28 protein-coding genes and 1 pseudogene are annotated in these 23,294 nt (G+C 73.7%); 10 read left to right on the top strand and 19 right to left on the bottom strand.

Annotation, left to right across the window (positions count from 1 at the left end):
* Positions 1-72: 72 nt before the first annotated feature.
* The 3 genes from ADK41_RS27260 (at position 73) to ADK41_RS27245 (ending at position 2,321) form a co-directional block, all read left to right on the top strand.
* Entirely contained in the window at positions 73-597 is a 525-nt protein-coding gene (locus tag ADK41_RS27260; protein WP_030829365.1) for an AAA family ATPase, read from the top strand.
* A gap of 73 nt (positions 598-670) precedes the next feature.
* Positions 671-1,303, top strand: a complete 633-nt coding sequence (locus ADK41_RS27255; protein ID WP_030829368.1) for a glyoxalase — start codon at positions 671-673, stop codon at positions 1,301-1,303.
* 418 nt (positions 1,304-1,721) lie between these two features.
* Positions 1,722-2,321 (top strand): DinB family protein, encoded by a 600-nt coding sequence (locus tag ADK41_RS27245; protein ID WP_030829374.1) that lies wholly within the window; start codon positions 1,722-1,724, stop codon positions 2,319-2,321.
* A 164-nt stretch (positions 2,322-2,485) separates the two neighbouring features.
* Here the strand turns inward: ADK41_RS27245 and ADK41_RS27240 are convergent, their stop codons facing one another.
* Positions 2,486-3,709, bottom strand: coding sequence for an aminotransferase class V-fold PLP-dependent enzyme (locus ADK41_RS27240; RefSeq protein WP_030829377.1), 1,224 nt, complete (start codon positions 3,707-3,709; stop codon positions 2,486-2,488).
* A gap of 176 nt (positions 3,710-3,885) precedes the next feature.
* Positions 3,886-4,230 carry a winged helix-turn-helix transcriptional regulator gene (locus tag ADK41_RS27235; protein ID WP_030829379.1) on the bottom strand — a complete coding sequence of 115 codons (345 nt, stop codon included), beginning with the start codon at positions 4,228-4,230 and terminating at the stop codon, positions 3,886-3,888.
* 50 nt (positions 4,231-4,280) lie between these two features.
* On the opposite strand from ADK41_RS27235, the gene ADK41_RS27230 reads away from it, so the two are divergent.
* On the top strand, positions 4,281-5,168 hold the full coding sequence (locus tag ADK41_RS27230) for an NAD(P)-dependent oxidoreductase (RefSeq protein WP_030829383.1): 888 nt from the start codon (positions 4,281-4,283) through the stop codon (positions 5,166-5,168).
* A gap of 7 nt (positions 5,169-5,175) precedes the next feature.
* On the opposite strand, the gene ADK41_RS27225 is transcribed toward ADK41_RS27230, so the two are convergent.
* From ADK41_RS27225 to ADK41_RS27210, 3 genes and pseudogenes are all read right to left on the bottom strand, one after another.
* Positions 5,176-7,203 (bottom strand): HelD family protein, encoded by a 2,028-nt coding sequence (locus ADK41_RS27225; protein ID WP_030829386.1) that lies wholly within the window; start codon positions 7,201-7,203, stop codon positions 5,176-5,178.
* Positions 7,204-7,247: 44 nt separating this feature from the next.
* Positions 7,248-7,856 carry a TetR family transcriptional regulator gene (locus tag ADK41_RS27220; RefSeq protein ID WP_030829389.1) on the bottom strand — a complete coding sequence of 203 codons (609 nt, stop codon included), beginning with the start codon at positions 7,854-7,856 and terminating at the stop codon, positions 7,248-7,250.
* 263 nt (positions 7,857-8,119) lie between these two features.
* A pseudogene (locus ADK41_RS27210) lies at positions 8,120-8,978 on the bottom strand (GntR family transcriptional regulator).
* Positions 8,979-9,109: 131 nt separating this feature from the next.
* Between ADK41_RS27210 and ADK41_RS27205 the strand changes: the two are divergent.
* Complete coding sequence (locus ADK41_RS27205) at positions 9,110-9,352, top strand: hypothetical protein (RefSeq protein ID WP_380954475.1); 243 nt, start codon at positions 9,110-9,112, stop codon at positions 9,350-9,352.
* Positions 9,353-9,385: 33 nt separating this feature from the next.
* Here the strand turns inward: ADK41_RS27205 and ADK41_RS27200 are convergent, their stop codons facing one another.
* Positions 9,386-10,300, bottom strand: a complete 915-nt coding sequence (locus ADK41_RS27200) for a GntR family transcriptional regulator (protein WP_107086068.1) — start codon at positions 10,298-10,300, stop codon at positions 9,386-9,388.
* Between the two features lie 165 nt (positions 10,301-10,465).
* On the opposite strand from ADK41_RS27200, the gene ADK41_RS27195 reads away from it, so the two are divergent.
* Positions 10,466-10,651: a hypothetical protein gene (locus ADK41_RS27195; protein ID WP_030829401.1), complete on the top strand. Its 186-nt coding sequence runs from the start codon at positions 10,466-10,468 to the stop codon at positions 10,649-10,651.
* 181 nt (positions 10,652-10,832) lie between these two features.
* On the opposite strand, the gene ADK41_RS27190 is transcribed toward ADK41_RS27195, so the two are convergent.
* Both ADK41_RS27190 and ADK41_RS27185 read right to left on the bottom strand, forming a co-directional pair.
* Entirely contained in the window at positions 10,833-12,089 is a 1,257-nt protein-coding gene (locus tag ADK41_RS27190) for a GNAT family N-acetyltransferase (protein ID WP_030829404.1), read from the bottom strand.
* 57 nt (positions 12,090-12,146) lie between these two features.
* Entirely contained in the window at positions 12,147-12,779 is a 633-nt protein-coding gene (locus tag ADK41_RS27185) for a hypothetical protein (RefSeq protein WP_030829407.1), read from the bottom strand.
* Positions 12,780-12,956: 177 nt separating this feature from the next.
* Here ADK41_RS27185 and dtd point away from each other — a divergent pair, with 177 nt between their 5' ends.
* Positions 12,957-13,382 carry a D-aminoacyl-tRNA deacylase gene (gene dtd, locus ADK41_RS27180; protein WP_030829410.1) on the top strand — a complete coding sequence of 142 codons (426 nt, stop codon included), beginning with the start codon at positions 12,957-12,959 and terminating at the stop codon, positions 13,380-13,382.
* Between the two features lie 32 nt (positions 13,383-13,414).
* On the opposite strand, the gene ADK41_RS27175 is transcribed toward dtd, so the two are convergent.
* Genes ADK41_RS27175 through ADK41_RS27165 form a run of 3 tightly spaced genes read right to left on the bottom strand, consistent with a single transcriptional unit; the run spans position 13,415 to position 15,443 of the window.
* On the bottom strand, positions 13,415-14,380 hold the full coding sequence (locus tag ADK41_RS27175; protein WP_030829413.1) for a YgfZ/GcvT domain-containing protein: 966 nt from the start codon (positions 14,378-14,380) through the stop codon (positions 13,415-13,417).
* Positions 14,381-14,389: 9 nt separating this feature from the next.
* A complete protein-coding gene (locus tag ADK41_RS27170; RefSeq protein WP_030829416.1) occupies positions 14,390-14,827 on the bottom strand; it encodes a Fur family transcriptional regulator in 438 nt (145 codons plus the stop codon).
* Positions 14,828-14,867: 40 nt separating this feature from the next.
* A complete protein-coding gene (locus ADK41_RS27165; protein ID WP_030829419.1) occupies positions 14,868-15,443 on the bottom strand; it encodes an FABP family protein in 576 nt (191 codons plus the stop codon).
* Between the two features lie 319 nt (positions 15,444-15,762).
* On the opposite strand from ADK41_RS27165, the gene ADK41_RS27160 reads away from it, so the two are divergent.
* A complete protein-coding gene (locus ADK41_RS27160) occupies positions 15,763-16,125 on the top strand; it encodes a DsrE family protein (RefSeq protein ID WP_030829423.1) in 363 nt (120 codons plus the stop codon).
* A 10-nt stretch (positions 16,126-16,135) separates the two neighbouring features.
* Here ADK41_RS27160 and ADK41_RS27155 read toward each other — a convergent pair whose 3' ends face one another.
* The 8 genes from ADK41_RS27155 to ADK41_RS27125 form a co-directional block, all read right to left on the bottom strand.
* Positions 16,136-16,396, bottom strand: coding sequence for a DUF3099 domain-containing protein (locus ADK41_RS27155; RefSeq protein ID WP_030829426.1), 261 nt, complete (start codon positions 16,394-16,396; stop codon positions 16,136-16,138).
* Positions 16,397-16,483: 87 nt separating this feature from the next.
* The gene (locus ADK41_RS27150) at positions 16,484-16,771 is read right to left on the bottom strand and encodes a DUF1416 domain-containing protein (RefSeq protein ID WP_004986406.1); all 288 of its coding nucleotides are present in this window, start codon (positions 16,769-16,771) and stop codon (positions 16,484-16,486) included.
* A gap of 41 nt (positions 16,772-16,812) precedes the next feature.
* Complete coding sequence (locus tag ADK41_RS27145) at positions 16,813-17,658, bottom strand: sulfurtransferase (RefSeq protein WP_030829431.1); 846 nt, start codon at positions 17,656-17,658, stop codon at positions 16,813-16,815.
* Between the two features lie 129 nt (positions 17,659-17,787).
* The gene (locus tag ADK41_RS44345) at positions 17,788-17,895 is read right to left on the bottom strand and encodes a putative leader peptide (RefSeq protein ID WP_366482813.1); all 108 of its coding nucleotides are present in this window, start codon (positions 17,893-17,895) and stop codon (positions 17,788-17,790) included.
* A 197-nt stretch (positions 17,896-18,092) separates the two neighbouring features.
* The gene (locus ADK41_RS27140; protein WP_030829433.1) at positions 18,093-18,833 is read right to left on the bottom strand and encodes an LmeA family phospholipid-binding protein; all 741 of its coding nucleotides are present in this window, start codon (positions 18,831-18,833) and stop codon (positions 18,093-18,095) included.
* Between the two features lie 138 nt (positions 18,834-18,971).
* Entirely contained in the window at positions 18,972-20,012 is a 1,041-nt protein-coding gene (locus ADK41_RS27135; RefSeq protein ID WP_030829436.1) for a hypothetical protein, read from the bottom strand.
* Positions 20,013-20,015: 3 nt separating this feature from the next.
* Positions 20,016-20,270: a MoaD/ThiS family protein gene (locus ADK41_RS27130; protein ID WP_030829438.1), complete on the bottom strand. Its 255-nt coding sequence runs from the start codon at positions 20,268-20,270 to the stop codon at positions 20,016-20,018.
* 40 nt (positions 20,271-20,310) lie between these two features.
* A complete protein-coding gene (locus ADK41_RS27125; protein ID WP_051843240.1) occupies positions 20,311-21,156 on the bottom strand; it encodes an alpha/beta hydrolase in 846 nt (281 codons plus the stop codon).
* A 223-nt stretch (positions 21,157-21,379) separates the two neighbouring features.
* Here ADK41_RS27125 and ADK41_RS27120 point away from each other — a divergent pair, with 223 nt between their 5' ends.
* Complete coding sequence (locus ADK41_RS27120; protein WP_030829449.1) at positions 21,380-22,135, top strand: response regulator transcription factor; 756 nt, start codon at positions 21,380-21,382, stop codon at positions 22,133-22,135.
* 42 nt (positions 22,136-22,177) lie between these two features.
* Positions 22,178-23,200: a LacI family DNA-binding transcriptional regulator gene (locus tag ADK41_RS27115; RefSeq protein WP_030829452.1), complete on the top strand. Its 1,023-nt coding sequence runs from the start codon at positions 22,178-22,180 to the stop codon at positions 23,198-23,200.
* The last annotated feature ends 94 nt before the right edge of the window (positions 23,201-23,294 follow it).

Here is a 23,294-nt window from a genome sequence, read left to right as displayed (position 1 = left end):
GGCCCGGCCGGCACGCCATGGCCCTGCCGTGGGCCGAGCGGGTGCGGACACGTGGGGCGCTAGCGTGGGGCCATGATCGTATGGATCAACGGCACCCACGGCGCGGGCAAGACGACGACCGCCGCGCTCGTGCAGCGACTGCTCCCGGACTCACGGGTGTTCGACGCCGAGAAGGTCGGCGAGACGCTCATGGACATCACACCAAGGCTGCCCATGACGGACAACTTCCAGCACTGGCCGCCGTGGCGGCCGCTCGTCGTCGAGACCGCCCGCCGGGTCCTCGACTACACCGGCGGCACCCTGGTGATGCCCATGACCGTCCTGGTCGAGGAGTACTGGCGCGAGATCAGCGCGGGCCTCGCCCGCCACGCCGTCCCGGTACGCCACTTCGTCCTGCACGCCGACCGGGAGACCCTCCGCGCGCGCATCGCGGGGGACACCGTCCTCGGCCCCGACTCCCCGTTCCGCCTCAGCCACCTGGAGCCCTACGCCGAGGCGGCCCGCACCTGGCTGCACGCCGACGCCGAGGTCGTCGACACCACCCGCCTCACCCCGGCCGAGGCCGCCCTGCGGATCGCGGAGGCCGTCAAGGGCTGAGACCGCCGCCACGGGGAGGACCGGTCAGGATTCGAGAAGCCCCGGACGGCCGCGCGCGCCTAGCGTGGTGGGCATGGCATCCATCGAAAGCGTGACCCTCGACGTGGCCGACACCGCGGCCGCCCGCCGTTTCCACTCCGCCGCCTTCGGGCTGGACGGGCAGATCCGTCTGCGGGCCTCGGAGGAGGCCACGCACGGGTTTCGCGGGTTCACCCTGGGGCTCACGGTCTCCCAGCCCGGCGACGTCGACAGCCTCATCGGCACCGCCGTGGACGCCGGCGCCGTACCGCTGAAGCCGGCCGCGAAGTCGCTCTGGGGGTACGGGGGCGTCGTGCGGGACCCGGACGGGACGATCTGGAAGGTCGCGACCTCGGCGAAGAAGGACCGCGGCCCCGTCACCCGGCGGATCGACGAGATCGTGCTGCTGCTCGGCGTCGCGGACGTGGCCGCGAGCAAGCGGTTCTACGTCGCGCGGGGCCTCACCGTGGCGAAGAGCTTCGGCCGTACGTACGCCGAGTTCGCCGGCGGGGCGTCGAGCCCCGTGAAGCTGGCGCTGTACCGGCGCCGTGCCCTCGCCAAGGACCTCGGCGTCCCCGAGGAGGGCGGCGGATCGCACCGGCTGGTGATCGGCGGCGGCGCGGGCGCCTTCACCGACCCGGACGGGTTCGCCTGGGAGGCCGCGTCGCCGGCCGCCCTCGCACGCTGACGTGCACCAGGGCGGGGAGAAGCCATGACGGACGCTCCGCCGCGCGGACTCGGGCAACGGGTGCGGGACACCCGCGCGAGACCCGAGAACGACGTCGGCCTCCGGACGGCGCCCCTCCCGTCCCGTTCTCCCTCCTCCGGGACGGGGCCGCGTTCCTCGTCCCGACGTCACGCCCCTCGGTCACCGGCCGCGCCCCGGCGGCGGACGACCGGGTGCGGACCGGCCTCGGGCCGACCCGCGGCCTCGTGCTCGCCCTCGTCGACGGCACCGCCGGGCCGGTGGACGTCGCCGGGCCCCGGGACCGGCGACGCGTTCGCCGAGAGGACCGGGCCCGGCGCGAGGTGAACGATGTGCCCGGAGGCACCCTCGTGCGCGAAGGCCGCCGGCCCGGCGGGCCGCGCACGGCAGACTGGCCCGCATGACCGCCGCGACCGATGCCGCCAAGTCCGACCTCCGCCGCTATCTCCAGGAAGCCCGCGACGCCCTGCTGTGGAAGCTCGACGGCCTCCCCGAGTACGACGTCCGCCGCCCGCTGACACCGACCGGCACCAACCTGCTGGGGCTGGTGAAGCACGCGGCCGGCGTGGAACTGGGCTACCTCGGCGACACCTTCGGCCGGCCGTCCGGCGAGCCGATGCCCTGGCTCGCGGACGGCGCGGAACCGAACGGGGACATGTGGGCCACCGCCGAGGAGTCGCGCGAGGACGTCACCGGTCTGTACCGCCGGGCGTGGGCGCACGCGGACGCGACGATCGAGGCGCTGCCGCTGGACACGACCGGCCGGGTGCCGTGGTGGCCGGACGGCAGGGACGAGCTGACGCTGCACCACGCCGTGGTCCGCGTGATCGCCGACACCCACCGGCACGCCGGCCACGCCGACATCCTCCGCGAACTCATGGACGGCGCCGCGGGGGAGAGCCCGACCGGCACCAGTCTGCCGTCGGACGATCCGGCCTGGTGGAAGGCCTACCGGGACCGTCTGGAGCGCGTGGCGCGGGAGGCCGGCCGAAAGGCGTGACCGGCCCGCCCGACGGCGCCCCGGTGAGGAACGGGACCGACGCCGGCCCGCCGCCGGACGCCCCGGCCCGGCCCGGCCCGGCGGGAGGCCTGCCGCGAACGGCGGGAACCCGTGGCGCGAACGGCGGGCCGCGAAGCGTCACCGGGCCGCCCGCGCGGCACCCCTCACCGGGCCGCGCGGGCCCACTCGCCGAGGACGGGGACGCACTTCTCGGCGAAGTACTCGTAGTCCTCGGCCGTGTTGTAGACGTGCGCGGACAGCCGCAGGTAGCCGACTCCGCGGAAGCTGGTGAACGCCGCCTCGACGCCCAGCTCCGCGGGGGCCCGGTCGCGCAGGGCGTCGGCCGCGATGCGGCTCTCGCCGAGGCCGTCGGGCAGCCGCACCAGCCGCATGCCGGGCACGGGCATGCCGACGTCGACGGACGCGTCCGCACCGGTCAGTTCGGTGAGCGCGGCGCCCACGATCCGCGCGCCGTAACCGGCCAGCTCGTCCATGTACCGGCGGGCGGCGGGCCAGCCCCAGACGCGGTCGACGAAGTCGAGGGCCGTCGCCGCGGCCAGCGGGCCGGTCGCGTCGAGCGTGCCCTGCTGGTCGAAGCGGTCGGGGTACGGGTCGGCGGCGCCCCACGAGTCGATCAGCGGGTACAGCCCCTCCCGCAGCGGACCGCGCGCCACCAGGGCCGCGGTGCCGCGCGGCGCGCAGCCCCATTTGTGCAGGTTGCCCGTCCAGAAGTCGCCGTCCCACCCCTCGAGCGGGGCGGCGATCAGGCCGGGCGCGTGCGCGCCGTCCACGAGCAGCGGGACGCCGCGCCGCCGCGTCTGAGCACTGATCCGCTCCACCGGCAGCCGGCGGGCGGTCGCCGAGGTGACCTGGTCCAGGACGACGAGCCCGGTGGCCTCGCCCACCTCGGCCATCACCGCCTCGTACGCCTGCTCCTCGTCGGCGTCCAGCGGCACCCCGGCGGTGCGCACCCGGCCGCCCCAGCGGCGGGCCAGCCGTTCGGCGCCCGTCGTCACGGCGCCGTAGCCGTGGTCGGTGACGACGATCTCCCCGCCGCCCCGGTGGTCCAGGCCCGCGTACACGACGCTCGCGCCGGCACTCGCGTTCGGCACCAGGGCGAGGTCGCCGGGGTCCGCGCCGAGGAAGGCGGCGAGGTCGGCCCGGGCCGCCGCGAGCCGCCGCGGCAGCTCGGAGAACCACACCACCGGGGCGCCCTCCATCCGCGCGCGCAACTCCTGCTGCCGCTCCTGGGCGACCAGGGGTACGGCGCCGAACGAACCGTGGTTGAGGTGGCGCAGGGCGGGGTCCAGCGACCAGGCCCGCGCGGCCGGCCGGCCGTCGGCCAGCAGCAGGGGGCGGGGGGCGGCGGTGCCCTCGGTCTCGCTCACGTGACTCCCCTGCGTGCCTGCGTGCGGAACACCGGATCCTAACGCGGCCGCACGAGCGCCACGAGGCGTCCCGACGGCGGGCACACGCACTTTTTTGTGCGTACTTGGCAGCGCGGCGGCGCCCGGCGAACCTGGTTGCGGGCGCCGGACGGGAAGGGAGCGGGAACGGCCGCCCGTCAGGAGGCCGGGGCCCCGGTCAGCCTCTCCAGGCGGCGGTGACCCCAGTCGGACAGGGGAGCCAGCGCCCCGGCGAGCTCGCGGCCGAACGCGGTCAGGGAGTAGACCGTCTTCGGCGGCAGTACGTCGTGCACCTCCCGGCGCACCAGTCCGTCCGCCTCCATCTCGCGCAGCGCCTGGGTCAGCACCTTCTCGGTGAGGCCCGGCACCTTCCGCCGCAGTGCGGCCGGCCGGTGCGGGCCGGACTCCAGCAGCCACAGCAGCGTGGTCTTCCACTTGCCCTCGATCACGGCGATCGCGGCGGTCACCCCGCAGACGTCCGGATCGTGGCGCCGGTGCACCATGCCCCGCCCCTTTCCTCAGTAATTGCCATGAATATCAAGGGAGTTCTAACATGTCCACGCACACCGACCAGCCCTCCGTCACCGTCCTCGGTCTCGGTCCGATGGGCCGGGCGCTGGCCGGCGCGTTCCTGGACGCGGGGGTGCGCACCACCGTCTGGAACCGCACGCCCGGCCGGGACGCCGAGCTGACCGCCCGGGGCGCGGCCTCGGCGGCCTCGCCCGAGGAGGCGGTCGCCGCCGCCCCGCTCACCGTCGTCTGCGTGGTGAACTACGACGCCTCGGACGCGGTGCTGCGCCAGGAGGCCGTCGCCGCCGCCCTCAAGGGCCGCACGGTCGTGAACCTGAGCGCCGACACCCCCGGACGCGCCCGGGACACGGCCGAGTGGGCCGGCCGGCACGGCGTCCGCTACCTGGACGGGGCGATCATGACCCCGACCCCGGCCATCGGCACGGACGACGCGGTCCTCCTCCTCAGCGGCCCCGAGGAGCTGTACCGGGAGCACCGGCCCGTGCTGGCGGCGCTCGGCGGCAGCCACACCCACCTCGGGGAGGAGATCGGCCGGGCGGCGGCGTACGACATCGCGCTGCTCGACGTCTTCTGGACGGCGATGGCCGGTTACACCCACGCCCTCGCCGTGGCCCGCGCGGAGGGCGTCACCGCGACGGAGCTCGCCCCCTTCGCCCAGGGGATCGCCGCGATCCTCCCGCCCCTGTTCACCGAGTTCGCGGCCGACACCGACGCGGGCACGTACTCGGGCGAGCTGAACCCGATCACCTCGGCCGCCTCGACCATGGCCCACGTCGTCCACGCCTCCGAGGCCCACGGCATCGACGCGAGCGTGATGCGGGTGATCGAGGGACAGGCCCGGCGGGTCATCGCGCTCGGGCACGGCACGGACGGCTTCACCCGGGTCGCCGAGGTGCTCGCCCGCCGCTGAGCGGGCGTCAGAAGGGCAGCTCCCGCGCCCGCACCACCTCCAGCCGGGACACCGCCCGGGTCAGCACCACGTACAGCCGGTGCAGCCCCCGCTCCTCCGCCTCCGCGATCGCCGCGGGTTCGACGGCCACCACGTGGTCGTACTCCAGGCCCTTGACGAGGCTCGCCGGCACCACCGCGACCCGTGCGCCCGGCGCCTGCGGACCCGACGCCTCCACCCCCGCCCCGGCCAGCGCCCGCCGCAGCCGGGGCACGTCCGCGTCCGCCGCCACGACGCCGATGGAGCCCTCCCGCCCCAGCGCGTCCCGCACGGCGGCCACGACCGCGTCCGGCACCCCGTCCGGCCCGGCGACCCGCCGCGTGCGCAGCTCGCCGTCGCCGCGCGGGGAGCGGGTCGCCGGCACGTCGACGTCCAGCCGTTCCAGGAGCCGGTTGGTGAGCGCGACCACCGCCCGCGGCACCCGGAAGCCCGTGGTCAGCGGGGTCACGGGCGCGTCCGGCTTCCCCAGGTGCCGCAGCGCCTCCGGCCACGAGCGGGCCGCCCAGGGGGTCGTCCCCTGCGCGAGGTCGCCCAGCACGGTGAGCGAGCCGAAGGCGGTCCGCCGGGCGATGGCCCGGCACTCCATCGGGGAGAGGTCCTGGGCCTCGTCGACCACGACGTGCCCGTACCCCTCGGGGTGCTCGACCAGCCCGGCGACCTCGTCGAGCAGCACCAGGTCCGCGGCCGACCAGCGCGCCGACTTCCACGACCGCGGCGGTCCCGTCCACCGCACCGCCTTCTGCTCCCCGTCGTCCAGCAGCCCCTCGGCGGCGACGGCCAGCGCCTCGGGATCGCCCAGCAGCCCGGCCACCACCTCCTCCGCCCGCGCACGCGGCCACACGCCGTCGACGTACGCCGACACCGGCCGCGCCCGCTCGATCCGGCGCTCCCAGGCGGTGCCGCGCGGGCCGGCGCGCCGCTCGGCCCGTTCCCGCACGGCCCGCACGATCCGGGCCCGCACCCGCTCCCGCCCGACGCCGTACGGCGGCTGCCCGGCCCGTACCTCCGTCACGATCCGCGCCAGCTCCTCCGGTTCCAGGCGCCAGCGGTACGAGCCGTCGGGCACGGCGAGGGAGCCGGCCGGGGCCGTGCGCACCCGTGCGTACAGGGCCCGGCGCAGCACCTCGGCCATCCGGACGTCGTGCTTGACGACGGCGGTGCGCTCGTCGTCGGTCCCGGTGACGGGGTGCCGGGCGATCTCCTCGGCGAGGGTCGACTGCCGCACCCCGGTCTCGCCGAGGGCGGGCAGGACCTCGGAGATGTAGGAGAGGAAGGTGGGGTTGGGGCCGAGGACGAGCAGCCCGCCGCGCCGGACGCGCTGCGGATGGGTGTGGAGCAGGTAGGCCGCCCGGTGCAGGCCGACGGCGGTCTTGCCGGTGCCGGGGGCGCCCTGCACGCACACGGAGAGGCCGAGGTCCCCGCGGACGAGGTCGTCCTGCTCGGGCTGGATGGTGGCCGCGATGTCCCGCATGGGGCCGGTGCGGGGCCGCTCGATCTCCCGGGCGACGATGTCGCTGACCCGCTCCTCCCCCCGCTCCAGGTGTTCGTCCTCCAGACCGGTCAGATCGGCGGAGTCGCCCCGGCTGCCGGGCGCCCAGCCGAACCGCCGGCGCACGGCGACGCCCTGCGGATCGCGGGCGGTGGCCTGGTAGAAGGCGCGGGAGACGGGCGCCCGCCAGTCGACGACGAGGGGCGGGGCGGCGGGGTGCTCGGTGATCCGCAGCCGTCCGACGTGGTAGCTCTGCCCCGGGTGACCGGTGTCGCCCCGCGCGAAGTCCAGCCGCCCGAAGAACAGCGGCCCCGGGGGCAGTTCCCGCAGTTCCTCGGCGTGGCTGCGCAGCCGGTACCCGAGGACCTCGGCGTCGGCTCCGGAGGCGGAGACGTCCTCGCCGGTGACGACCCGTTCGTCGGCGCCGGCGGCCATGGCGGCGAGGGCGGTGCGGCAGCGGTCGTGGTGGGCGCGTTCCCGGTCGAGGGCGTGCTCGGGTGGTGTCATTCCACCGAGCGTACCAAGTAAAGCAACCGAGTTACATTTTTTACTCAGTCCAACAATCGTGACAGCGTCTCCGCCAGCGCCCCGAACGCCCGCCCGGCCGCCGCCACCGCGTCGTCCCGCACGTCCTCGACCCGCTCCCCCGCCGCGATCCGCCGCCAGTTCTCCTGCGCGAGGATCCGCCGTACGGCGATGATCTGCCCCGCCGCCAGCCGCGCGTCGAGCCCGCCCCCGAGCGCCCCGGCCAGTGCCTCCTCGGACCGCTCCAGATGCCCGTACAGCCGCGCCACCAGCGCCGGTGTGCCGTACAGCAGCGTGTGGAAGGCCAGCACCTCGGGATCGTCGTTGAGCCCGGTGACCGGATCGCACCGCCGCAGTCCGTCCAGGAAGTGCCGCCGCAGCGCCTCGACCGGCGTCGGCCCCTCCGCGGCCACCCGGGCCGCCTCGCCCTCGTGGTCGGCGATCCGGTACAGGACGAGGTCCTCCTTCGCCGGGAAGTACCGGAAGAGCGTCGGCTTGGAGATCTCGGCCGCGGCCGCCACCTCGGCGACGGACACGGCGTCGAAGCCGCGCTCCAGGAAGAGCCGGACGGCGATGTCCGACACGGTCCGGTACATCCGCCGCTTCTTGCGCTCCCGCAGGCCGATCTCGCTCATGCGGCGAGCCTACGGCCACGGCCCGCGCCGGCCGGTCGGCCCGCCGCGTCGCCGCCGGCCGGCGCGTGGTCCCGGCGCCGGCTCAGGAGCGCGTCCGCGATCCGGTCCGGGGCCGGCGCCGACCCGAGGTCCAGCGGGACGGTGGCTTCGGCCGGGTTCCGCGGTCCGTCCGGTCCGCCGTCGGCGTCGGTCCCGTGGCCGGTCCCTGCCCCGTTCCGCTTCTCGGCCGTCACCGCATGGGTCCGTCCCGTCTCAGGGGCCGACTAGGAGAGCGTCAGGTCCGTCGTGATGGTTTCCCAGAGGGCGTCGAACCACTTCTGGGATTCCTCCACGAACGCCCGCTCCCGCCGCCCGCCCCGCTCCACGAAGGGGAAGAGGAGGGATTGGGCGCCCAGGGCGTCGTACATCTCCAGGGTGTGGCTCTCCCACTCCTCCTCGCGCCGGGTCAGCAGGTAGTAGCCGATCAGCGCCTCCTCGCCGTTGAGCAGGTACATACAGCTTCACCGGCGGGGTGAACGGCAGCGCGCGGAAGGAGACCCGCACCTCGACGCCGTGGGTGGCGCGCAGGGCGAGCAGGTTGTGGCGGAGCACCCGGGCCTGGGCGTTGCGCTGGGTCAGCCACCGCTCGTGCACCGGACCGTCGGTGCCGTCGCGACCCTCGACCGGGACGGGGAAGGCCAGGTTGATCCTCCGGGAGGGCAGCAGGAGGCGGACGTCGATCGACTCGGGGCGGATGCGGCCCTCGTGGATGTGCCGAACCGGTTCGCTCAGCGCCAGCATCAGGCTCTCGGCGGTCAGGCACACCGCGTCGATCCGCACGTGGGCCGTCGAGAACGCCTCCGTCAGGCGCGGCGCCAGTCCCACCGTCGTCGGCCGGGGCTCCTCCCGGGCGGGGGCCGGTTCGGCGATCCGCGGCGGGCTGCCCTTGCTGACGTTGCTGAGCAGGCCGTCCTCCTGGAGGGCGCGCAGGGCCTGGCGAACGGTGCCGCGCTCCACGCCGAACTCCTCGGCCAGCTCGGCCTGGGTGGGCAGGCGGTCGCCCGCCTTGAGCTCGCCGGCCCGGATGCGCTCCCGCAGGATGTCGGCGATCTCCTGCGGCGGGACTCTGCTGCTGCCGTTCACTGCGACGTTCTCCTGGGTCACGACCGAACGCTACAACTTTGATCCACTTGACGGGAGTTGCTTGAAGGCCGTTTGCAAGTGGGGGCCAAGTGGGAACAACTTAAACATAGTTGGTTGCCAACTTTTCCAAGTTGGCGAGCTTCTGGTTCCGCAGCCCCGACCCGCCCCCGAAGGAGGAACGCACCGTGCCCGTCCTCGCCCTCGTCCCCGCCGTCCTGGTCGTCACCGTCGAACAGCTCGTCCAGTGGCAGTACGGCGCGGCCGGCGTCCTCGGCCTGCTGCTGCTCGCCATAGGCGTCGGGTCCAACCGGCCGGGGATCAGCTCCGCCGGAGCGGTCCTGCTCGCGCTGCTGGTGACGAGGCCGGCCCTGTGAGGAGCCACCGCCGCCCCGGGTCCGCGGGAGACGTCAGCCCGTGAGCACCAGCTCCGAACTGATGGTCTCCCACAGCGCGTCGAACCACCGGCGCGACTGCTCCACGAACGTGGTGTCCCGCAGGACGGTCCCCTGCTCGAAGGCGAACAGCAGGGACCGGGCCCCCTGCGCGTCGTAGGTCTCCAGGTACTCCTGGTCGATCTGCGCCTCGCCGCGCGCCGGCGTGTAGTAGGCGAACAGCGCCTCCTCGCCGTACAGCTTCACCGGCGGGGTGAACGGCAGCGCGCGGAAGGAGACCCGCACCTCGACGCCGTGGGTGGCGCGCAGGGCGAGCAGGTTGTGGCGGAGCACCTGGCCCTGGGCGTTGCGCTGGGTCAGCCACCGCTCGTGCAGCGGGTCCTCCGCGCCGTCGCGCCCCTCGACCGGCACCGGGAAGGCGAGGTCGATGTCCCGGCCGGGCAGCAGCACCCGGAGGTCGACCCTGGCCGGTTTCAACCGCCCGGAGTGGATCCGGCGCAGCGGCTCCCCGAGGGCCAGGGTGAGGGAGACCGCGGTCAGGCAGACGGCGTCGATCTCGACGTGCTCGGCCTCGAAGGCGGCGTCGATCCTGGGCGCGAGGCCCACCGTGGTGGGCAGCGGGGGCGCCGAGGGGCCGGCCGGCGCCCTGCCGGGGTCGGCGGCGACGGTCGCCGGGGCGCCCCTGGAGACGTTGGTGAGCAGGCGCTCGGACTGCAGGATGCGCAGCGCCTGGCGCACCGCGGGGCGCTCCACGCCGAACTCGGCGGCGAGCCGGGCCTGGGTGGGCATGCGCTGCCCCGGCCGCAGCGTCCCGGACCTGATCCGCGCGCGCAGTTCGTCGGCCACCTCACGGGGTGTGGGCTGTGGCCGCTGTGGCTTCTTCCGCCCAGGGGCGAAGACGTGTTCCGGCTCCACAACCGAACAGTACAACTTCCCGCCATCTTCGGGCAGTTCGGTGAAGGGTGGTTATAGGACTCTTCCAAGTGGCTATAACTAGGAGCAAGTTGGTAACCAACTCTCGCAACCTGGTCGGCAGCCAGGAGGAGTGCCCCTCAGGGAGAGGGGTGGGAACCGCGAACGACAAGGGGGACCGTCATGCCGCTCATCGCCATCGCCCTCGCAGCCCTGGCCATCGGGTTCGAGCAGCTCGTCCAGTGGAAGTACGGGCCGATGGGAATCATCGCCTTCGTCGCCCTCACCGTGGGCATCAAGGCGCGGAACACCGTGATCAGCGGCATCGGCGCGGTCATCCTCGTGATGCTGTTCGCCCAGTCCGGCTGACGGCACACCGCACGGACCGCCGGCCGGGCCCCCCTCCGGAGGGGAGCCGGGAGTCCCGTCGGCGGGCACCACCCGCACCACCCGCACCACCCGCACCACCACAACCGAACAGCTCGCTACGGATGAGCCACCCGTCGTCGGCGGAAGGAGGAGGGCGGCAGGGGCGCGAGAGCGACAGCGCTCAGAACACGTCCGGGCACCACGGTCGCCTGGAGGTACGCAGCAGGGCGTCGGCCTGACGGGCGGCGCCCGCTCGTTCTTCCCGGACCCGGCCCAGCGCCGCGAGGCGCACCGCCGACTCGTCCCCCAGCCACAGCACGGACAACTCGGCGACGTCCAGCGCGAGATCGGCGCTCCCGGTGGTCGGCGCACAGACCCCGGTCCCGTCCGCGGACGCCTCGAGGCGGTAACGCCCGCCGGCCAGTCCGGCCCGGTCGGTCACCTCCAGCACCAGCGACCCCGCGGCCCCGTACGTCCGCGCCCCGAGGGCCCGTACGACGTCCAGCATCCTCACCCACAGCCAGTCCGCCTGCGTGGTGACGGCGGCGGCGCGCGGGTCCGGCAGGAGGTGCGGGAGCAGATCGTCGGGCGCCCGCCAGCCGCTCCTCACCCGCGTCACCCAGTCGATGGAGCACAGGTAGAGCCACAGCGCCCGCTCGGCGGCCGGGGTCACCGCGGTCAGCCACTTCACCCGCGCCGTGTTCGACGGCTGCTTGGCATCGCCCCAGTGGTCGTCGGCCGTGTAGGCGGCCATGCCCTCGACCTCGCCGCCGGCCGAGCGGTACACCGCGTAGTACGGCTCCTGGAAGGTCGGATGGAAGCGCACCGCTCCCGTCGCCGTCCTCCACCACAGCTCGTCCCGGCTGACGGCGCCCGGCTGTGCGCGGCGCAGCCGCTCGTGCAGCTCGGGCCCGAGCTTGCGGACGGCCTCGCCGCCCACGAGGTCGACCCGGCCGCCGTCCTCCGGGCCCGCCCGGCGCGGGTCGAGGCCGGCGCGCGGCACGTCGACGGTCCACTCGGTCGCCGTGGTGGCCGGGCCGAAGCCGTACCGGCCGTAGATCGGGTACTCGGCCGCGATCAGCGTCGCCACGACGTCCCCGCGCTCCTTCGCGGCGGCGAGGTCCTGCGCCATCATGCGGGTGAGCAGGCCGCGACGGCGGTGGGTGGCGGTGACCGTGACGTTGGTGACGGCGTCGGCGGGCACGGTCGCCCCGCCGACCACCGTCAGCTCCTGCGCGAAGGACCGGAACGTCGCCACGCAGCGCCCGTCGTCGAAGGCCCCGACCGACCGGCCGGGCGTGAACTGCTCCCGGCGCGCCTCGAGGACCTCCTCGGACAGGGTGGGCTCCCGCAGGAACCCGATGTTCAGGGCCCGTTGCCAGTCGGCGAACTCGGACTCGGCGATCGGACGTACGTCGATGTCGGCGCGGGGGGTCATGGGATCACGGTAGGTCGGCCGCGCGCCGGGTGTCGAAGAGGTTTCCCCCCGGCCCGCTCACGTGAGCAGGTCGTCGACCTGCGCCTCCCCGTCCCGGTAGCGGCGCGCGATCTCCGCGCTGCACTCGTCGGCCGTGCGCTGCAGCCGCTGCCGGCGCCGGGACACCTGCTGCTCGCAGAGCACGAGCCGCCCCATCGCGGCGTTCAGCTCCCCGTCCGTGCGCGCGCCCAGGTCGGACAGCTCCACCTCGGCGAGCGTCTCGGACGCCAGCCGCCGGTACTCCTCGCCCCGCGGCGTCCCCAGCGTCACGTGCCGGGCGGAGGAACGGTGCCGGGCCGGGGTGTCCCGCAGGATCTCCCCCAGCCGCTCGACGACGGACGCCTCCCCCGGCGCGACGACCGAGGGCGCCTCCCGCGGGAGGCGCCGGGCCAGCTCCGCCCGCAGGATGTCGATCCGCCCCTGCAGCAGCCGCCGCACGTAACTGAGGTCGGCCTCGTCACGCTGCGCGTCCCGCCGCACCGTGCGCAGCTCGGCCAGGCTGAGCACGGCCAGATCGCGCACCGCCCGGTCCTCGGGCAGCACCGGACTGTCCGTGCGCTGTGTGGGCGGCCGGCAGAACTCCCGTTCCCCGACGCCCGCCTGGGTCGACGGGACAGCCTCGAGCGGCTGTCCGATCCCTGGTGTGCTCATGTGCCTCAACCGTCCCCTCGACCGGCGTGTGCCAGCATCGTGCCACCCCGAGCGGCCACATTGTGAGCGAGTGCCCCCGATCCGCCCCAGATGGGCGTCAATGAGTGAAAATAGCCCGGCCGGGGTCCTCCGCGGGCCGCCGTCGGCCGCCTGTTCGCCGACCGGCATGATGGTCGTATGCGAGCAGTGGTGCAGAGGGTCGACGGCGCGAGCGTGGTCGTGGACGGCGAGACGGTGGGGGCGATCGAGGGCGAAGGGCTGTGCGTCCTCGTGGGCGTCACCCACGAGGACACCGAGGAGAAGGCGGCGCAGCTCGCCCGCAAGCTCTGGTCGGTCCGGATGCTCCAGGACGAGAAGTCGTGCAGCGACGTCGACGCCCCGCTGCTGGTGATCAGCCAGTTCACCCTGTACGGCGACGCCCGCAAGGGCCGCCGCCCCACCTGGAACGCCGCCGCGCCCGGCGACCTCGCCGAGCCGCTGGTCGACGAGGTGGTGACGCGGTTGCGCGCGCTGGGCGCGACGGTGGCGACGGGCCGCTTCGGCGCGCGGATGAGCGTGTCGCTGACCAACGACGGCCCGTTCACCGTCCTGCTGGAGATCTGAGCCGTACGGCCTGGAGGTCCGAGCCGTACGGCTCAGGGCTCGACGACGGTCTCCTGCGCGGCGGCCGTGTCCCCGGCGATCAGCCGCGCGTCCACCGGCACGTTCCGCTTCACCAGCGCCAGCGCGACCGGCCCCAGCTCGTGGTGGCGCACGGACGTGGTGACGAACCCGATCCTCCGCCCGTCCGGCCCGTCGTCCGCGAGCCGGATCCCGGTCCCCGCCACCGGCAGGTGGACCTCGCTGCCGTCCAGGTGCAGGAAGACCAGCCGGCGCGGCGGCTTGCCCAGGTTCTGCACCCGGGCCACCGTCTCCTGCCCCCGGTAGCAGCCCTTCTGCAGGTGCACGGCGGTGCCGATCCAGCCCAGCTCGTGCGGGATGGTGCGGTGGTCGGTCTCGAAGCCGAGCCGCGGCCGGTGCTGCTCGACCCGCAGCGCCTCGTACGCGAGGATCCCGGCGGCCGGCCCCGCCGTCCGGGCGTACGACTCCAGGTCGCCGCGCGGCAGGAACAGGTCCCGCCCGTACGGCGTCTCGCGGACGGCGACCCCTTCGGGCGCCTCCACGATGGAACCGGCCGGCAGGTGCACCACCGCGATGTCGGCGGTGCGGTCGGCGATCTCCACCCGGTAGAAGAACTTCATCGACTCCAGGTACGCGATCAGCGCCTGGCGGGTCCCGGGTTCGACGTGCGCCCAGACCGTCTCCCCGTCGTCGACCAGGTAGAGCGCGTGCTCGATGTGGCCGTTGGCGGAGAGTATCAGCGCCTCGGTGGCCTGGTGCGGCGGCAGGTCGCTGACGTGCTGGGTGAGCAGCAGGTGCAGCCAGGACAGCCGCTCCGGGCCGGACACGGTGACGACCCCGCGGTGGGACAGGTCGACGAAACCGGTGCCCTCGGCGAGGGCGCGCTGCTCACGGAACAGGTCGCCGTAGTGGGCGGCCACGCCTTCGTCCACGCCCTCGGCGGGGACGGCGCCGGGCAGGGTCAGCAGGGGGCTCTTCATGCGCCAAGCCTACGACTCGGCGCTCGAAGCCTTCAGGGAGCAGTCCTCGCACCGGCCGAAGATCGCGAAGTGCTTCATGTCGGTGTCGAAACCGAACTGTTCGCGCAGCTTGGCGGTGAACTCGGCGGCCACCGAGAGGTCGGCCTCGATCACGTTCGTGCAGTCCCGGCAGACCAGGTGGATGTGGTGGTGCCGGTCGGCGAGGTGGTACGTCGGCGCCCCGTGCCCGAGGTGGGCGTGGCTGACCAGCCCCAGCTCCTCGAGGAGCTCCAGCGTGCGGTACACGGTGGAAATGTTGACCCCCGACGCCGTCCTCCTCACTTCGCCGAGGATGTCGTCGGGGGTCGCGTGTTCGAGGGTGTCCACGGCTTCGAGCACCAGCTGCCGCTGCGGAGTCAGCCGGTAGCCGCGCTGCCTGAGGTCGCTCTTCCAGTCGGTGCTCACCACACCACGAGTCTAGAGCGACCCGTGCCCCGCCGGAGAAGACCTACTTGAAGAAGGCGATCCCGTCGTCCGGCATGTCGTCGGGCAGGGCCTTGGCCCAGCGCTCGACCTCCTCCGGGGTGACGACCTTCTTCAGGTGCGCCGACATGTAGGGGCGCAGCTCGACCTCGGGGGTCTGCTTCTCGCCGACCCACATCAGGTCGCTCTTGACGTAGCCGTACAGCCGCTTGCCGCCGGTGTAGGGCCGCGAGGCGGCGGTGCGCGCCACCGCGTCCGTGACCAGGTCGATCTGCGGCTTCTGGTCGGCCAGCTCGCCGTACCAGATCTCGATGACGCCGTCGTCGCGGGTCATCGTCACCTCGACCTTGCGGCTCGCGTCGATCCGCCAGAAGCCGTGCTCCGACTCCAGCGGGCGGACCTTGTTCCCGTCGCCGTCCAGCACCCAGGTGTGGGAGCTGTACTCCAGGAAGTCCCGGCCGTCGTGGGTGAAGGTGACCTCCTGGCCGAAGTTGCACTTCTCGGCGCCGGGGAAGTCGTGCACGCCGGCGCCGGCCCAGTTGCCGAGCAGAAAGGCGAGCGGGACGAGGTCCTTGTGCAGGTCGGACGGGATCTCGATCATGAGCGGAACTTCCTGGCGTCGGTGATCAGCGCTGGCCCTGGTACAGCTTCTTCACGGTCAGCCCGGCGAAGGCGAGGACGCCGACGGCAACCAGGACCAACAGGATTTCGAAGAAGAGTTCCACGGGGTGCTCCTTGAGCGGGGTGCGGTGGTGTGCACGGGGCCGGGCCCCAGCTTACGCGGCCGGGACCAGGCCCCGTCGTGCGAGGTGCGTCCTCCCCGCGGCACGGCGGGCGCGGCCCCTTCCGGACGAGCACGACGCCCACGGTGCGGACGCCGTCCGGCCCGCCGACGCGGCGGTCATGTCTACGATTCGGGCATGGCGAAGAAGCTTGTGATCAAGGTGACCGCGGGAACCGACGCACCCGAGCGCTGCTCGCAGGCGTTCACGGTGGCGGCGGTGGCCGCCGCCAGCGGGGTCGAGGTCTCCCTGTGGCTCACCGGCGAGTCCGCGTGGTTCGCCCTGCCGGGCAGGGCGGCCGAGTTCGAGCTGCCGCACGCCGCCCCGCTGCCCGACCTGCTGGACTCGGTCCTGGCCACCGGCCGGATCACCCTGTGCACCCAGTGCGCGGCCCGCCGCGACATCACCGAGAAGGACGTCATCGAGGGCGTGCGCATCGCCGGCGCGCAGGTCTTCGTGCAGGAGTCCCTGGCCGACGGGGTCCAGGCACTCGTCTACTGAGCGGCCCGCCCTACCGGGGCCGCTTCCTGCCGTCCAGCTCGTCCCACCACTCGTCGGACTCCGGATCGCCGGACGGATCGTCCCACCAGCGGTCCTCCGGCCCCCGCCGGTTGGCGACCATCGCGGCGACCGGCGGGATGACCATGGCCACCAGGCACATGCCCACGGCCGCCGGCACCGACCACAGCCGCACCACGCCCCAGGCCAGGACGAACAGCCCGATGCAGGTGCCCATCATGGCGAAGTAGACGTGCCGCCTGCGCGCGTACATACGTCCAGCGTAGGACCGGACGCGCCGGAGGGCCGCACCCCGGGCGTCCAACCCGTGGGGTGCGGCCCTCCGGCCGTTCCCGTGCCCTCAGACCGCGATCGCGACCTCGGCCAGGCCGCCCTGCTGGGCGACGACCGTGCGGTCGGCGGTGCCGCCGGGCACCAGGGCGCGGACGGTCCAGGTGCCCTCCGCCGCGTAGAAGCGGAACTGTCCGGTGGCGGAGGTCGGGACCTCCGCGGTGAACTCGCCGGTCGAGTCCAGCAGACGGACGTAGCCCGTCACCGGCTCCCCGTCGCGGGTCACCTGGCCCTGGATGGTGGTCTCACCGGGCTTGATCGTCGAGGCGTCCGGGCCGCCGGCCTTCGCACCGCACATGTCGTACTCCTGAAGTGGTCTGGAGAGGTCGGTCGGGAGGGTTACTTGGCGGGGCCGAGCTCGATCGGCACGCCGACGAGGGAGCCGTACTCGGTCCAGGAGCCGTCGTAGTTCTTGACGTTCTCCACGCCGAGCAGCTCGTGCAGCACGAACCAGGTCAGCGCGGAGCGCTCACCGATGCGGCAGTAGGCGATGGTGTCCTTGGACAGGTCGACCTGCTCGGCCTCGTAGAGCGCCTTGAGCTCGTCGTCGGACTTGAAGGTGCCGTCGTCGTTGGCGTTCTTCGACCACGGGATGTTCGCGGCGGTCGGAACGTGGCCCGGGCGCTGCGACTGCTCCTGCGGCAGGTGGGCCGGGGCCAGCAGCTTGCCGGAGAACTCGTCGGGCGAGCGCACGTCGACCAGGTTCTGGCTGCCGATGGCGGCCACGACGTCGTCGCGGAAGGCGCGGATGGACGCGTCCTGCGGCTTGGCCCTGTAGGCGGTCTTCGGGCGCTCCGGCACCTCGTCGCCGGGGACCAGCTCGCGGGCGTCGAGCTCCCACTTCTTGCGGCCGCCGTCGAGGAGCCTGACGTTCTCGTGGCCGTACAGCTTGAAGTACCAGTAGGCGTACGAGGCGAACCAGTTGTTGTTGCCGCCGTAGAGGACGACCGTGTGGTCGTTGCCGATGCCCTTGTCCGACAGGAGCTTCTCGAAGCCCTCCTGGTCGACGAAGTCGCGGCGGACCGGGTCCTGCAGGTCCTTGGTCCAGTCGATCCGGACGGCGTTCTTGATGTGGTTCTTCTCGTAGGCGGTGGTGTCCTCGTCCACCTCGACGATGACGACGGTCGGGTCGTCCAGGTGGTCCTGGACCCAGTCGGCGTCGACCAGGACGTCGCTGCGGCTCATGCTGTTTCTCCTCCGGGGCAGGTGCGGCGGGGCGTGCGGGTGAGAGGGTGCGCGCGGCCTCGACGGCGACGGCGCACGGATGCCCTCAGCGGGGCGGGGCGGGAACGCGGACGGCGGGGCGTCCGCTCATCAGAAGGTGCGACAGAGCATGGCGGCGACACGGCACAGGTCCACTGCCCGCCGCTTCGTGAGATCCGCCTGTCCCCTCGGCCGGAGGACGCTCGTCTGACACCGCATGGGTCCGATCGTAAGGACGGACGGGCACGCGTGTCACCGGGGTGTCGCATGCTGAGACGCGATCGTCCGCCATACGGGACACATGCCGTCGGGAACCGCCCCTCCCCCGTCCCGGCCGCCCGGACGGCCGCGGTCGGATTTACCCTGCGGACACGCCCGTCTCACTTCTCGGACAGGCCTCTCGCCCGCGCCGTCCCTCACCCGACCAGGCGGACGTCGGAACCCTTCACCGTGATCTCCACCCCGTTCCCCGCGGCCCGGACCTCGTCCAGCCGGATGCCGCCCGGCAGTCCGTCGATCCCCTGCTCGAAGTCGGTGATCCGCCGCACGGCGGACTCGATGATCTCGACCCCGCCGAACTCCGGCACCGCGTCGGCCTCCACCCGCACGGTGTCGCCGTCCACGACCGTCACGGAGCTGAGCACGGAGACCGGCTCGGGCAGCTCGACGCCCAGCACGGCGGCCTCCACCGCGACCTTGATCTTCCCGTTGCCGCCGTCGGACAGCCCGACGACCCGGGCGGTGACGCCGGGGCCCACCCGGCCGGACTCGGACGCGGCGGCCTTCAGCAGCTCGCCGTAGGCGACGGTGGCCGTGCCGGTGGCCTCGGCGGCGACGGCGGAGCCGAAGTCGGTGGAGAAGTCGACGCCGCGCAGGTCCGCGCTCAGGTCGGCGATCCGGATCGTCCGGGCGCCGTCGCCGGTGCCGGCCTCGTAGTCCTCGATGCCCACCCGCACCTCGTCGAGGGTGCCGTCGGCGAGCTGGGTGAGGAACGGGAAGCCGTCGATCGACACGTCGGGGGTGCGCGCCAGGTCCTCGGCCGCCTTCAGACGGTCGGCCGCCTCGCCCTCGGCGATGTGGACGGCCACGCGGTCGACGACGACGAGGACGGCGGCGAGTACCACCGTGACGACGAGCAGTATTCGCAGTGCGCGCATGCGGTCTTCCCCCACCGGGCGTGTGACGACGGCGTTCGTCGACGACCGGGCGGCCGTCCCTGCGCGAGGTTAGTGCCGGGGAGGGCGGGGGGCGGGGGATTGTCGATCACTTGTGACAGGGGTCCGCCCCCGCGGCCGTCAGGAGAGCACGCGGGCCAGGACGTGGACCGCGGGGGCCGCCGCGGCCAGGGGCAGGGCCACGCCCGCCGTGAAGTGGACGAAGCGGGACGGGTAGTCGTAGCTCGCCGCCCGGTGGCCGATCAGCGCGCACACCGCCGCGCCCGCCCCCAGCAGCGCTCCCGCCGGCCCGTCGGCCACGAACCCCGCACCCGCCGCGGCCGCCACCGCGACCACCACGGACACCGGTGTCGGCAGCGGCAGCGCACGCGCCGCCACCCCCGCCGCCACGGCGACCGCGCCCACGGTCACCGCGGAGGCGTCCGCCGCCAGGTACCCGCCCGCCGCGATCGCCAGCGCCGCCGCCACGACCGTCGCCATCAGGCCGTACATCCGCTCGTCGGGATCCGCGTGCGACCGCAGCTGCAGCACCAGCGTCAGCAGCACCCACACGCCCAGCGTCCCCAGGATCGCCGCCGGCGACCGGTCGGACAGCAGCAGCGCCGCGTCCGCGGCCAGCGCGCCGAGGAACCCCAGCGCGATCCCCTGCCGCGCCGGCCACATCCCGTTCAGCCGGAACCAGCCCGCCGCAGTGAGCCCCTGGAGCACCACCAACGGCACCAGCAGCGCGTACGTCCCCAGCGCCGCCCCACCGGCCAGCAGCAGCCCCAGCAGCGCGGTGAGCGCCGCCGGCTGCATCCCGGGCTCGATGATCGGCGACCGTCCCTCGGCCCGCGCCCGCTGCGCGTCCGTGACCCGCGCGTTCCCGCCCAGCGTGGCCGGCCCGTACGCGGGCCCGGCCCCGTCGGCGGCCGGGGCCGCCGGGGCAGGCGTGGGAGCGGGGTCGGGAACGGGAGCGGGGTCGGGGTCGGGAGGGACCGGGGCGTACGCCGCGGCCACCGGCGGCTGCGTCTGCGTCTCCCACGTCTGCCCCTGCCACTGCTGCGTGTACTGCTGGTCCGCGTACGGGTCCTCGTACGCCTGCTGCTGCCCCGGCCACACGCCCTGGGCCCGCTGCGGGTCCTGGTACGGGTCGTACGCCCCGTACGGCTGGTTCGTCATCGCTCACCCTCCTGCGAACGGCGGAAGCACCTCGACCGTGCCGCCGTCGGCCAGCCGTACCGTCTCATGCGCGCGCTTGCCCACGGGATCACCGTCGACGAGGAACGAGCACCGCCGCAGCACACGCGCGAGTTCGCCGGGGTGCCGCCCGCGCACCGCGTCGAGCGCCTCGGCGAGCGTGGCCGCCTCGTGCGCCTCCTCGGCCACCCCGGCCGCGGCCTTGGCGGCGGCCCAGTACCGCACCGTGACCTTTGCCATCTGCTGATTCCTCATGAAGTTGACGGTGAACACCGTCAGGCTAGCCCGCCCGGTCCACCACCCAGTCCCCGATCCGCCCCAGCAGCTCCTCCGGCGCCGCGTTCTCCGCGTGCCCCATGCCGGCCTCGACCCACAGTTCCCCGTGCTCCCCGGCGGCGGCCGCCAGCATCCGCGGGTGGTCGAGCGGGAAGTAGCCGTCCTGGTCCCCGTGCACGATCAGCAGCGGCGTGGGCGCGATCCGGGGCACCGCCTCGACGGGCGGCACCGGCACCGGGTCCCACTGCCGGTGGTGGATCCGCGTCCGCAGCCCGTACCGCCCCACCAGCCGCCCGGACGGCCGGGTCACCAGCCAGTGCAGCCGCCGCATGGGGGCGGTGCCCCGGTAGAACCACCGCGCGGGCGCGCTCACGGAGACGACGGCGTCGACCCCGGCGTCCCGGCCGGCCGCGGCGTGCCGCAGCACCACCGAGCCGCCCATGGAGAAGCCGACGGTGGCCACCCGCGCGTACCCCAGCTCACGCGCCCACCCCACCGCCGCCGCGAGGTCGAGCACCTCCCGGTCCCCCACGGTCGACCGTCCGCCCGAGGCCCCGTGCCCCCGGAAGGAGAACGTCACGACACCGCCGTACCGCGCGAGGGCCCGCGCCGCCCGCCGCACGTGCGGCCGGTCCGCGTTCCCGGTGAATCCGTGCGCGATCACGAAAACGAGATCACGGGAAGGAGGGCTCCCCGGTTCGTATACGGAATCGATCGCCACCCCGTCCGCGGTGTGCAGGAACGTCCGCAAAGGCGCCCGGTCCCGTGTTACCCCGGGCGTCTCGGAATATGGACGAATGGTGGATCGCGTGGTGGATCGCGCCACATGACCTGCCCGACCGGTGCTCATGTCGGCTATTCTGCTGCGAAGAGGACTCGGGCAGTGAAGCCCCCGGGTCCTTTTGTGCTTTCGGAAGCGTTGTATACGAACGCGGGAAACCGCCGGTGTACGGGCCGTCGAACGCACCCGGCAATGCCGTAAACGTCCTCGCAGGGACCGAGGAGGAACCAGACGTTATGGGCGAGCGAACCGTGCACGAGCGAACGACGACGACCCGGGCCGGTGGGGTGCGATGAGCTCTCTGCTGCTCCTGACCAACGCCCTCCAGCCGTCGACGGAGGTGCTCCCCGCCCTCGGTCTGCTGCTGCACACCGTGCGCGTGGCCCCCGCGGAGGGACCCGCCCTCGTCGACACCCCCGGCGCCGACGTGATCCTGGTCGACGGCCGCCGCGACCTCCCGCAGGTCCGCAGCCTGTGCCAGCTGCTGCGCTCCACCGGCCCCGGCTGCCCCCTCGTCCTGGTCGTGACCGAGGGCGGCCTGGCCGCCGTCACCGCGGACTGGGGCATCGACGACGTCCTCCTGGACACCGCGGGCCCGGCCGAGGTGGAGGCACGCCTGCGCCTCGCCATGGGCCGCCAGCAGATCGTCAACGACGACTCCCCGATGGAGATCCGCAACGGCGACCTGTCGGTCGACGAGGCGACCTACTCCGCGAAACTCAAGGGCAGGGTCCTCGACCTGACCTTCAAGGAATTCGAACTGCTCAAATACCTCGCGCAGCACCCCGGCCGGGTCTTCACCCGCGCCCAGCTGCTCCAGGAGGTCTGGGGCTACGACTACTTCGGCGGCACCCGCACGGTCGACGTCCACGTACGGCGCCTGCGCGCCAAACTCGGCCCCGAGCACGAGTCGCTGATCGGCACCGTCCGCAACGTCGGCTACCGGTTCGTCACCCCCGAGAAACCCGAGAAGCCGGCGCGCGCCGCGGAGGACGCCCGGGCCGAGGAGCGGACGGGCACCGCGGAAGCCGCGTCATCCAAGGTGTGATACTCCCTGCCCACCCCGGGTATATCCGCGTAGACTCCGCGCGTGGCCAAGGTAACCAGGGATGACGTGGCGCGGCTGGCGGGGACGTCCACCGCCGTCGTCAGCTACGTCATCAACAACGGACCCCGGCCGGTCGCCCCGGCCACGCGCGAGCGCGTCCTCGCCGCGATCAAGGAGCTGGGGTACCGGCCGGACCGGGTCGCCCAGGCGATGGCCTCGCGGCGCACGGACCTCATAGGCCTGATCATCCCGGACGCCCGTCAGCCGTTCTTCGGCGAGATGGCGCACGCGGTCGAGCAGGCCGCCTCCGAGCGCGGGAAGATGGTGCTCGTCGGCAACACCGACTACATCGCCGAGCGCGAGGTCCACTATCTGCGGGCCTTCCTCGGGATGCGGGTGTCCGGCCTGATCCTGGTCAGCCACGCGCTCAACGACCAGGCCGCCGCGGAGATCGAGGCGTGGGACGCCCGGATCGTCCTGTTGCACGAGCGCCCGGAGGCGATCGACGACGTCGCCGTCGTCACCGACGACCTCGGCGGCGCCCAGCTCGCCGTGCGCCACCTGCTGGAACACGGCAACGAGTACGTGGCCTGCGTCGGCGGCACCGCGGAGACCCCCGCCGTCGGCGACCCGGTCTCCGACCACGTCGAGGGCTGGCGGCGCGCGATGGAGGAGGCCGGCATACCGACCGAGGGCCGTCTCTTCGAGGCCCCGTACAACCGCTACGACGCCTACCGTGTCGGCCTGGACATCCTCTCCGGCCCGGACCGCCCGCCCGCGGTCTTCTGCTCCACCGACGACCAGGCGATCGGCATCCTGCGCGCCGCGCGGGAGCTGCGGATCGACGTGCCGGGGGAGCTGGCGGTCGCCGGGTTCGACGACATCAAGGAGGCGGCGCTCGCGGACCCGCCGCTGACCACGGTCGCCTCCGACCGCTCGGCGATGGCCCGTGCGGCGGTCGACCTCGTCCTGGACGACGGCGTGCGGGTGGCGGGCTCCCGCCGTGAGCGGCTGAAGGTGTACCCGTCCCGCCTGGTGGTCCGCCACTCCTGCGGCTGCGCGTAACCGGGCCCCTCGGCCGGACCCGCGGTCCTCATATCGGGCATACGAGGTTCTGCCGGACTTCTCAGCACACACTCAGCTCGCTCTCATGGTCGGG

This window comes from Streptomyces caelestis (genome assembly GCF_001279005.1).
Taxonomy (GTDB): Bacteria; Actinomycetota; Actinomycetes; order Streptomycetales; family Streptomycetaceae; genus Streptomyces; species Streptomyces heliomycini.
This window is presented reverse-complemented; position numbering and strand designations above follow the sequence as displayed.

What these genes read in the sequence shown, in the direction of transcription:
- ADK41_RS27125 (WP_051843240.1), bottom strand. Translation starts at nt 21,156, where the DNA reads ATGAGCACCGGTCGGGCAGGTCATGTGGCGCGATCCACCACGCGATCC.
- ADK41_RS27130 (WP_030829438.1), bottom strand. Translation starts at nt 20,270, where the DNA reads ATGGCAAAGGTCACGGTGCGGTACTGGGCCGCCGCCAAGGCCGCGGCC.
- ADK41_RS44345 (WP_366482813.1), bottom strand. Translation starts at nt 17,895, where the DNA reads ATGCGGTGTCAGACGAGCGTCCTCCGGCCGAGGGGACAGGCGGATCTC.
- ADK41_RS27225 (WP_030829386.1), bottom strand. Translation starts at nt 7,203, where the DNA reads ATGACACCACCCGAGCACGCCCTCGACCGGGAACGCGCCCACCACGAC.
- dtd (WP_030829410.1), top strand. Translation starts at nt 12,957, where the DNA reads ATGCGAGCAGTGGTGCAGAGGGTCGACGGCGCGAGCGTGGTCGTGGAC.
- ADK41_RS27235 (WP_030829379.1), bottom strand. Translation starts at nt 4,230, where the DNA reads ATGGTGCACCGGCGCCACGATCCGGACGTCTGCGGGGTGACCGCCGCG.
- ADK41_RS27195 (WP_030829401.1), top strand. Translation starts at nt 10,466, where the DNA reads ATGCCGCTCATCGCCATCGCCCTCGCAGCCCTGGCCATCGGGTTCGAG.
- ADK41_RS27190 (WP_030829404.1), bottom strand. Translation starts at nt 12,089, where the DNA reads ATGACCCCCCGCGCCGACATCGACGTACGTCCGATCGCCGAGTCCGAG.
- ADK41_RS27150 (WP_004986406.1), bottom strand. Translation starts at nt 16,771, where the DNA reads ATGTGCGGTGCGAAGGCCGGCGGCCCGGACGCCTCGACGATCAAGCCC.
- ADK41_RS27255 (WP_030829368.1), top strand. Translation starts at nt 671, where the DNA reads ATGGCATCCATCGAAAGCGTGACCCTCGACGTGGCCGACACCGCGGCC.
- ADK41_RS27120 (WP_030829449.1), top strand. Translation starts at nt 21,380, where the DNA reads ATGAGCTCTCTGCTGCTCCTGACCAACGCCCTCCAGCCGTCGACGGAG.
- ADK41_RS27175 (WP_030829413.1), bottom strand. Translation starts at nt 14,380, where the DNA reads ATGAAGAGCCCCCTGCTGACCCTGCCCGGCGCCGTCCCCGCCGAGGGC.
- ADK41_RS27165 (WP_030829419.1), bottom strand. Translation starts at nt 15,443, where the DNA reads ATGATCGAGATCCCGTCCGACCTGCACAAGGACCTCGTCCCGCTCGCC.
- ADK41_RS27245 (WP_030829374.1), top strand. Translation starts at nt 1,722, where the DNA reads ATGACCGCCGCGACCGATGCCGCCAAGTCCGACCTCCGCCGCTATCTC.
- ADK41_RS27135 (WP_030829436.1), bottom strand. Translation starts at nt 20,012, where the DNA reads ATGACGAACCAGCCGTACGGGGCGTACGACCCGTACCAGGACCCGCAG.
- ADK41_RS27145 (WP_030829431.1), bottom strand. Translation starts at nt 17,658, where the DNA reads ATGAGCCGCAGCGACGTCCTGGTCGACGCCGACTGGGTCCAGGACCAC.
- ADK41_RS27230 (WP_030829383.1), top strand. Translation starts at nt 4,281, where the DNA reads ATGTCCACGCACACCGACCAGCCCTCCGTCACCGTCCTCGGTCTCGGT.
- ADK41_RS27155 (WP_030829426.1), bottom strand. Translation starts at nt 16,396, where the DNA reads ATGTACGCGCGCAGGCGGCACGTCTACTTCGCCATGATGGGCACCTGC.
- ADK41_RS27260 (WP_030829365.1), top strand. Translation starts at nt 73, where the DNA reads ATGATCGTATGGATCAACGGCACCCACGGCGCGGGCAAGACGACGACC.
- ADK41_RS27185 (WP_030829407.1), bottom strand. Translation starts at nt 12,779, where the DNA reads ATGAGCACACCAGGGATCGGACAGCCGCTCGAGGCTGTCCCGTCGACC.
- ADK41_RS27220 (WP_030829389.1), bottom strand. Translation starts at nt 7,856, where the DNA reads ATGAGCGAGATCGGCCTGCGGGAGCGCAAGAAGCGGCGGATGTACCGG.
- ADK41_RS27140 (WP_030829433.1), bottom strand. Translation starts at nt 18,833, where the DNA reads ATGCGCGCACTGCGAATACTGCTCGTCGTCACGGTGGTACTCGCCGCC.
- ADK41_RS27160 (WP_030829423.1), top strand. Translation starts at nt 15,763, where the DNA reads ATGGCGAAGAAGCTTGTGATCAAGGTGACCGCGGGAACCGACGCACCC.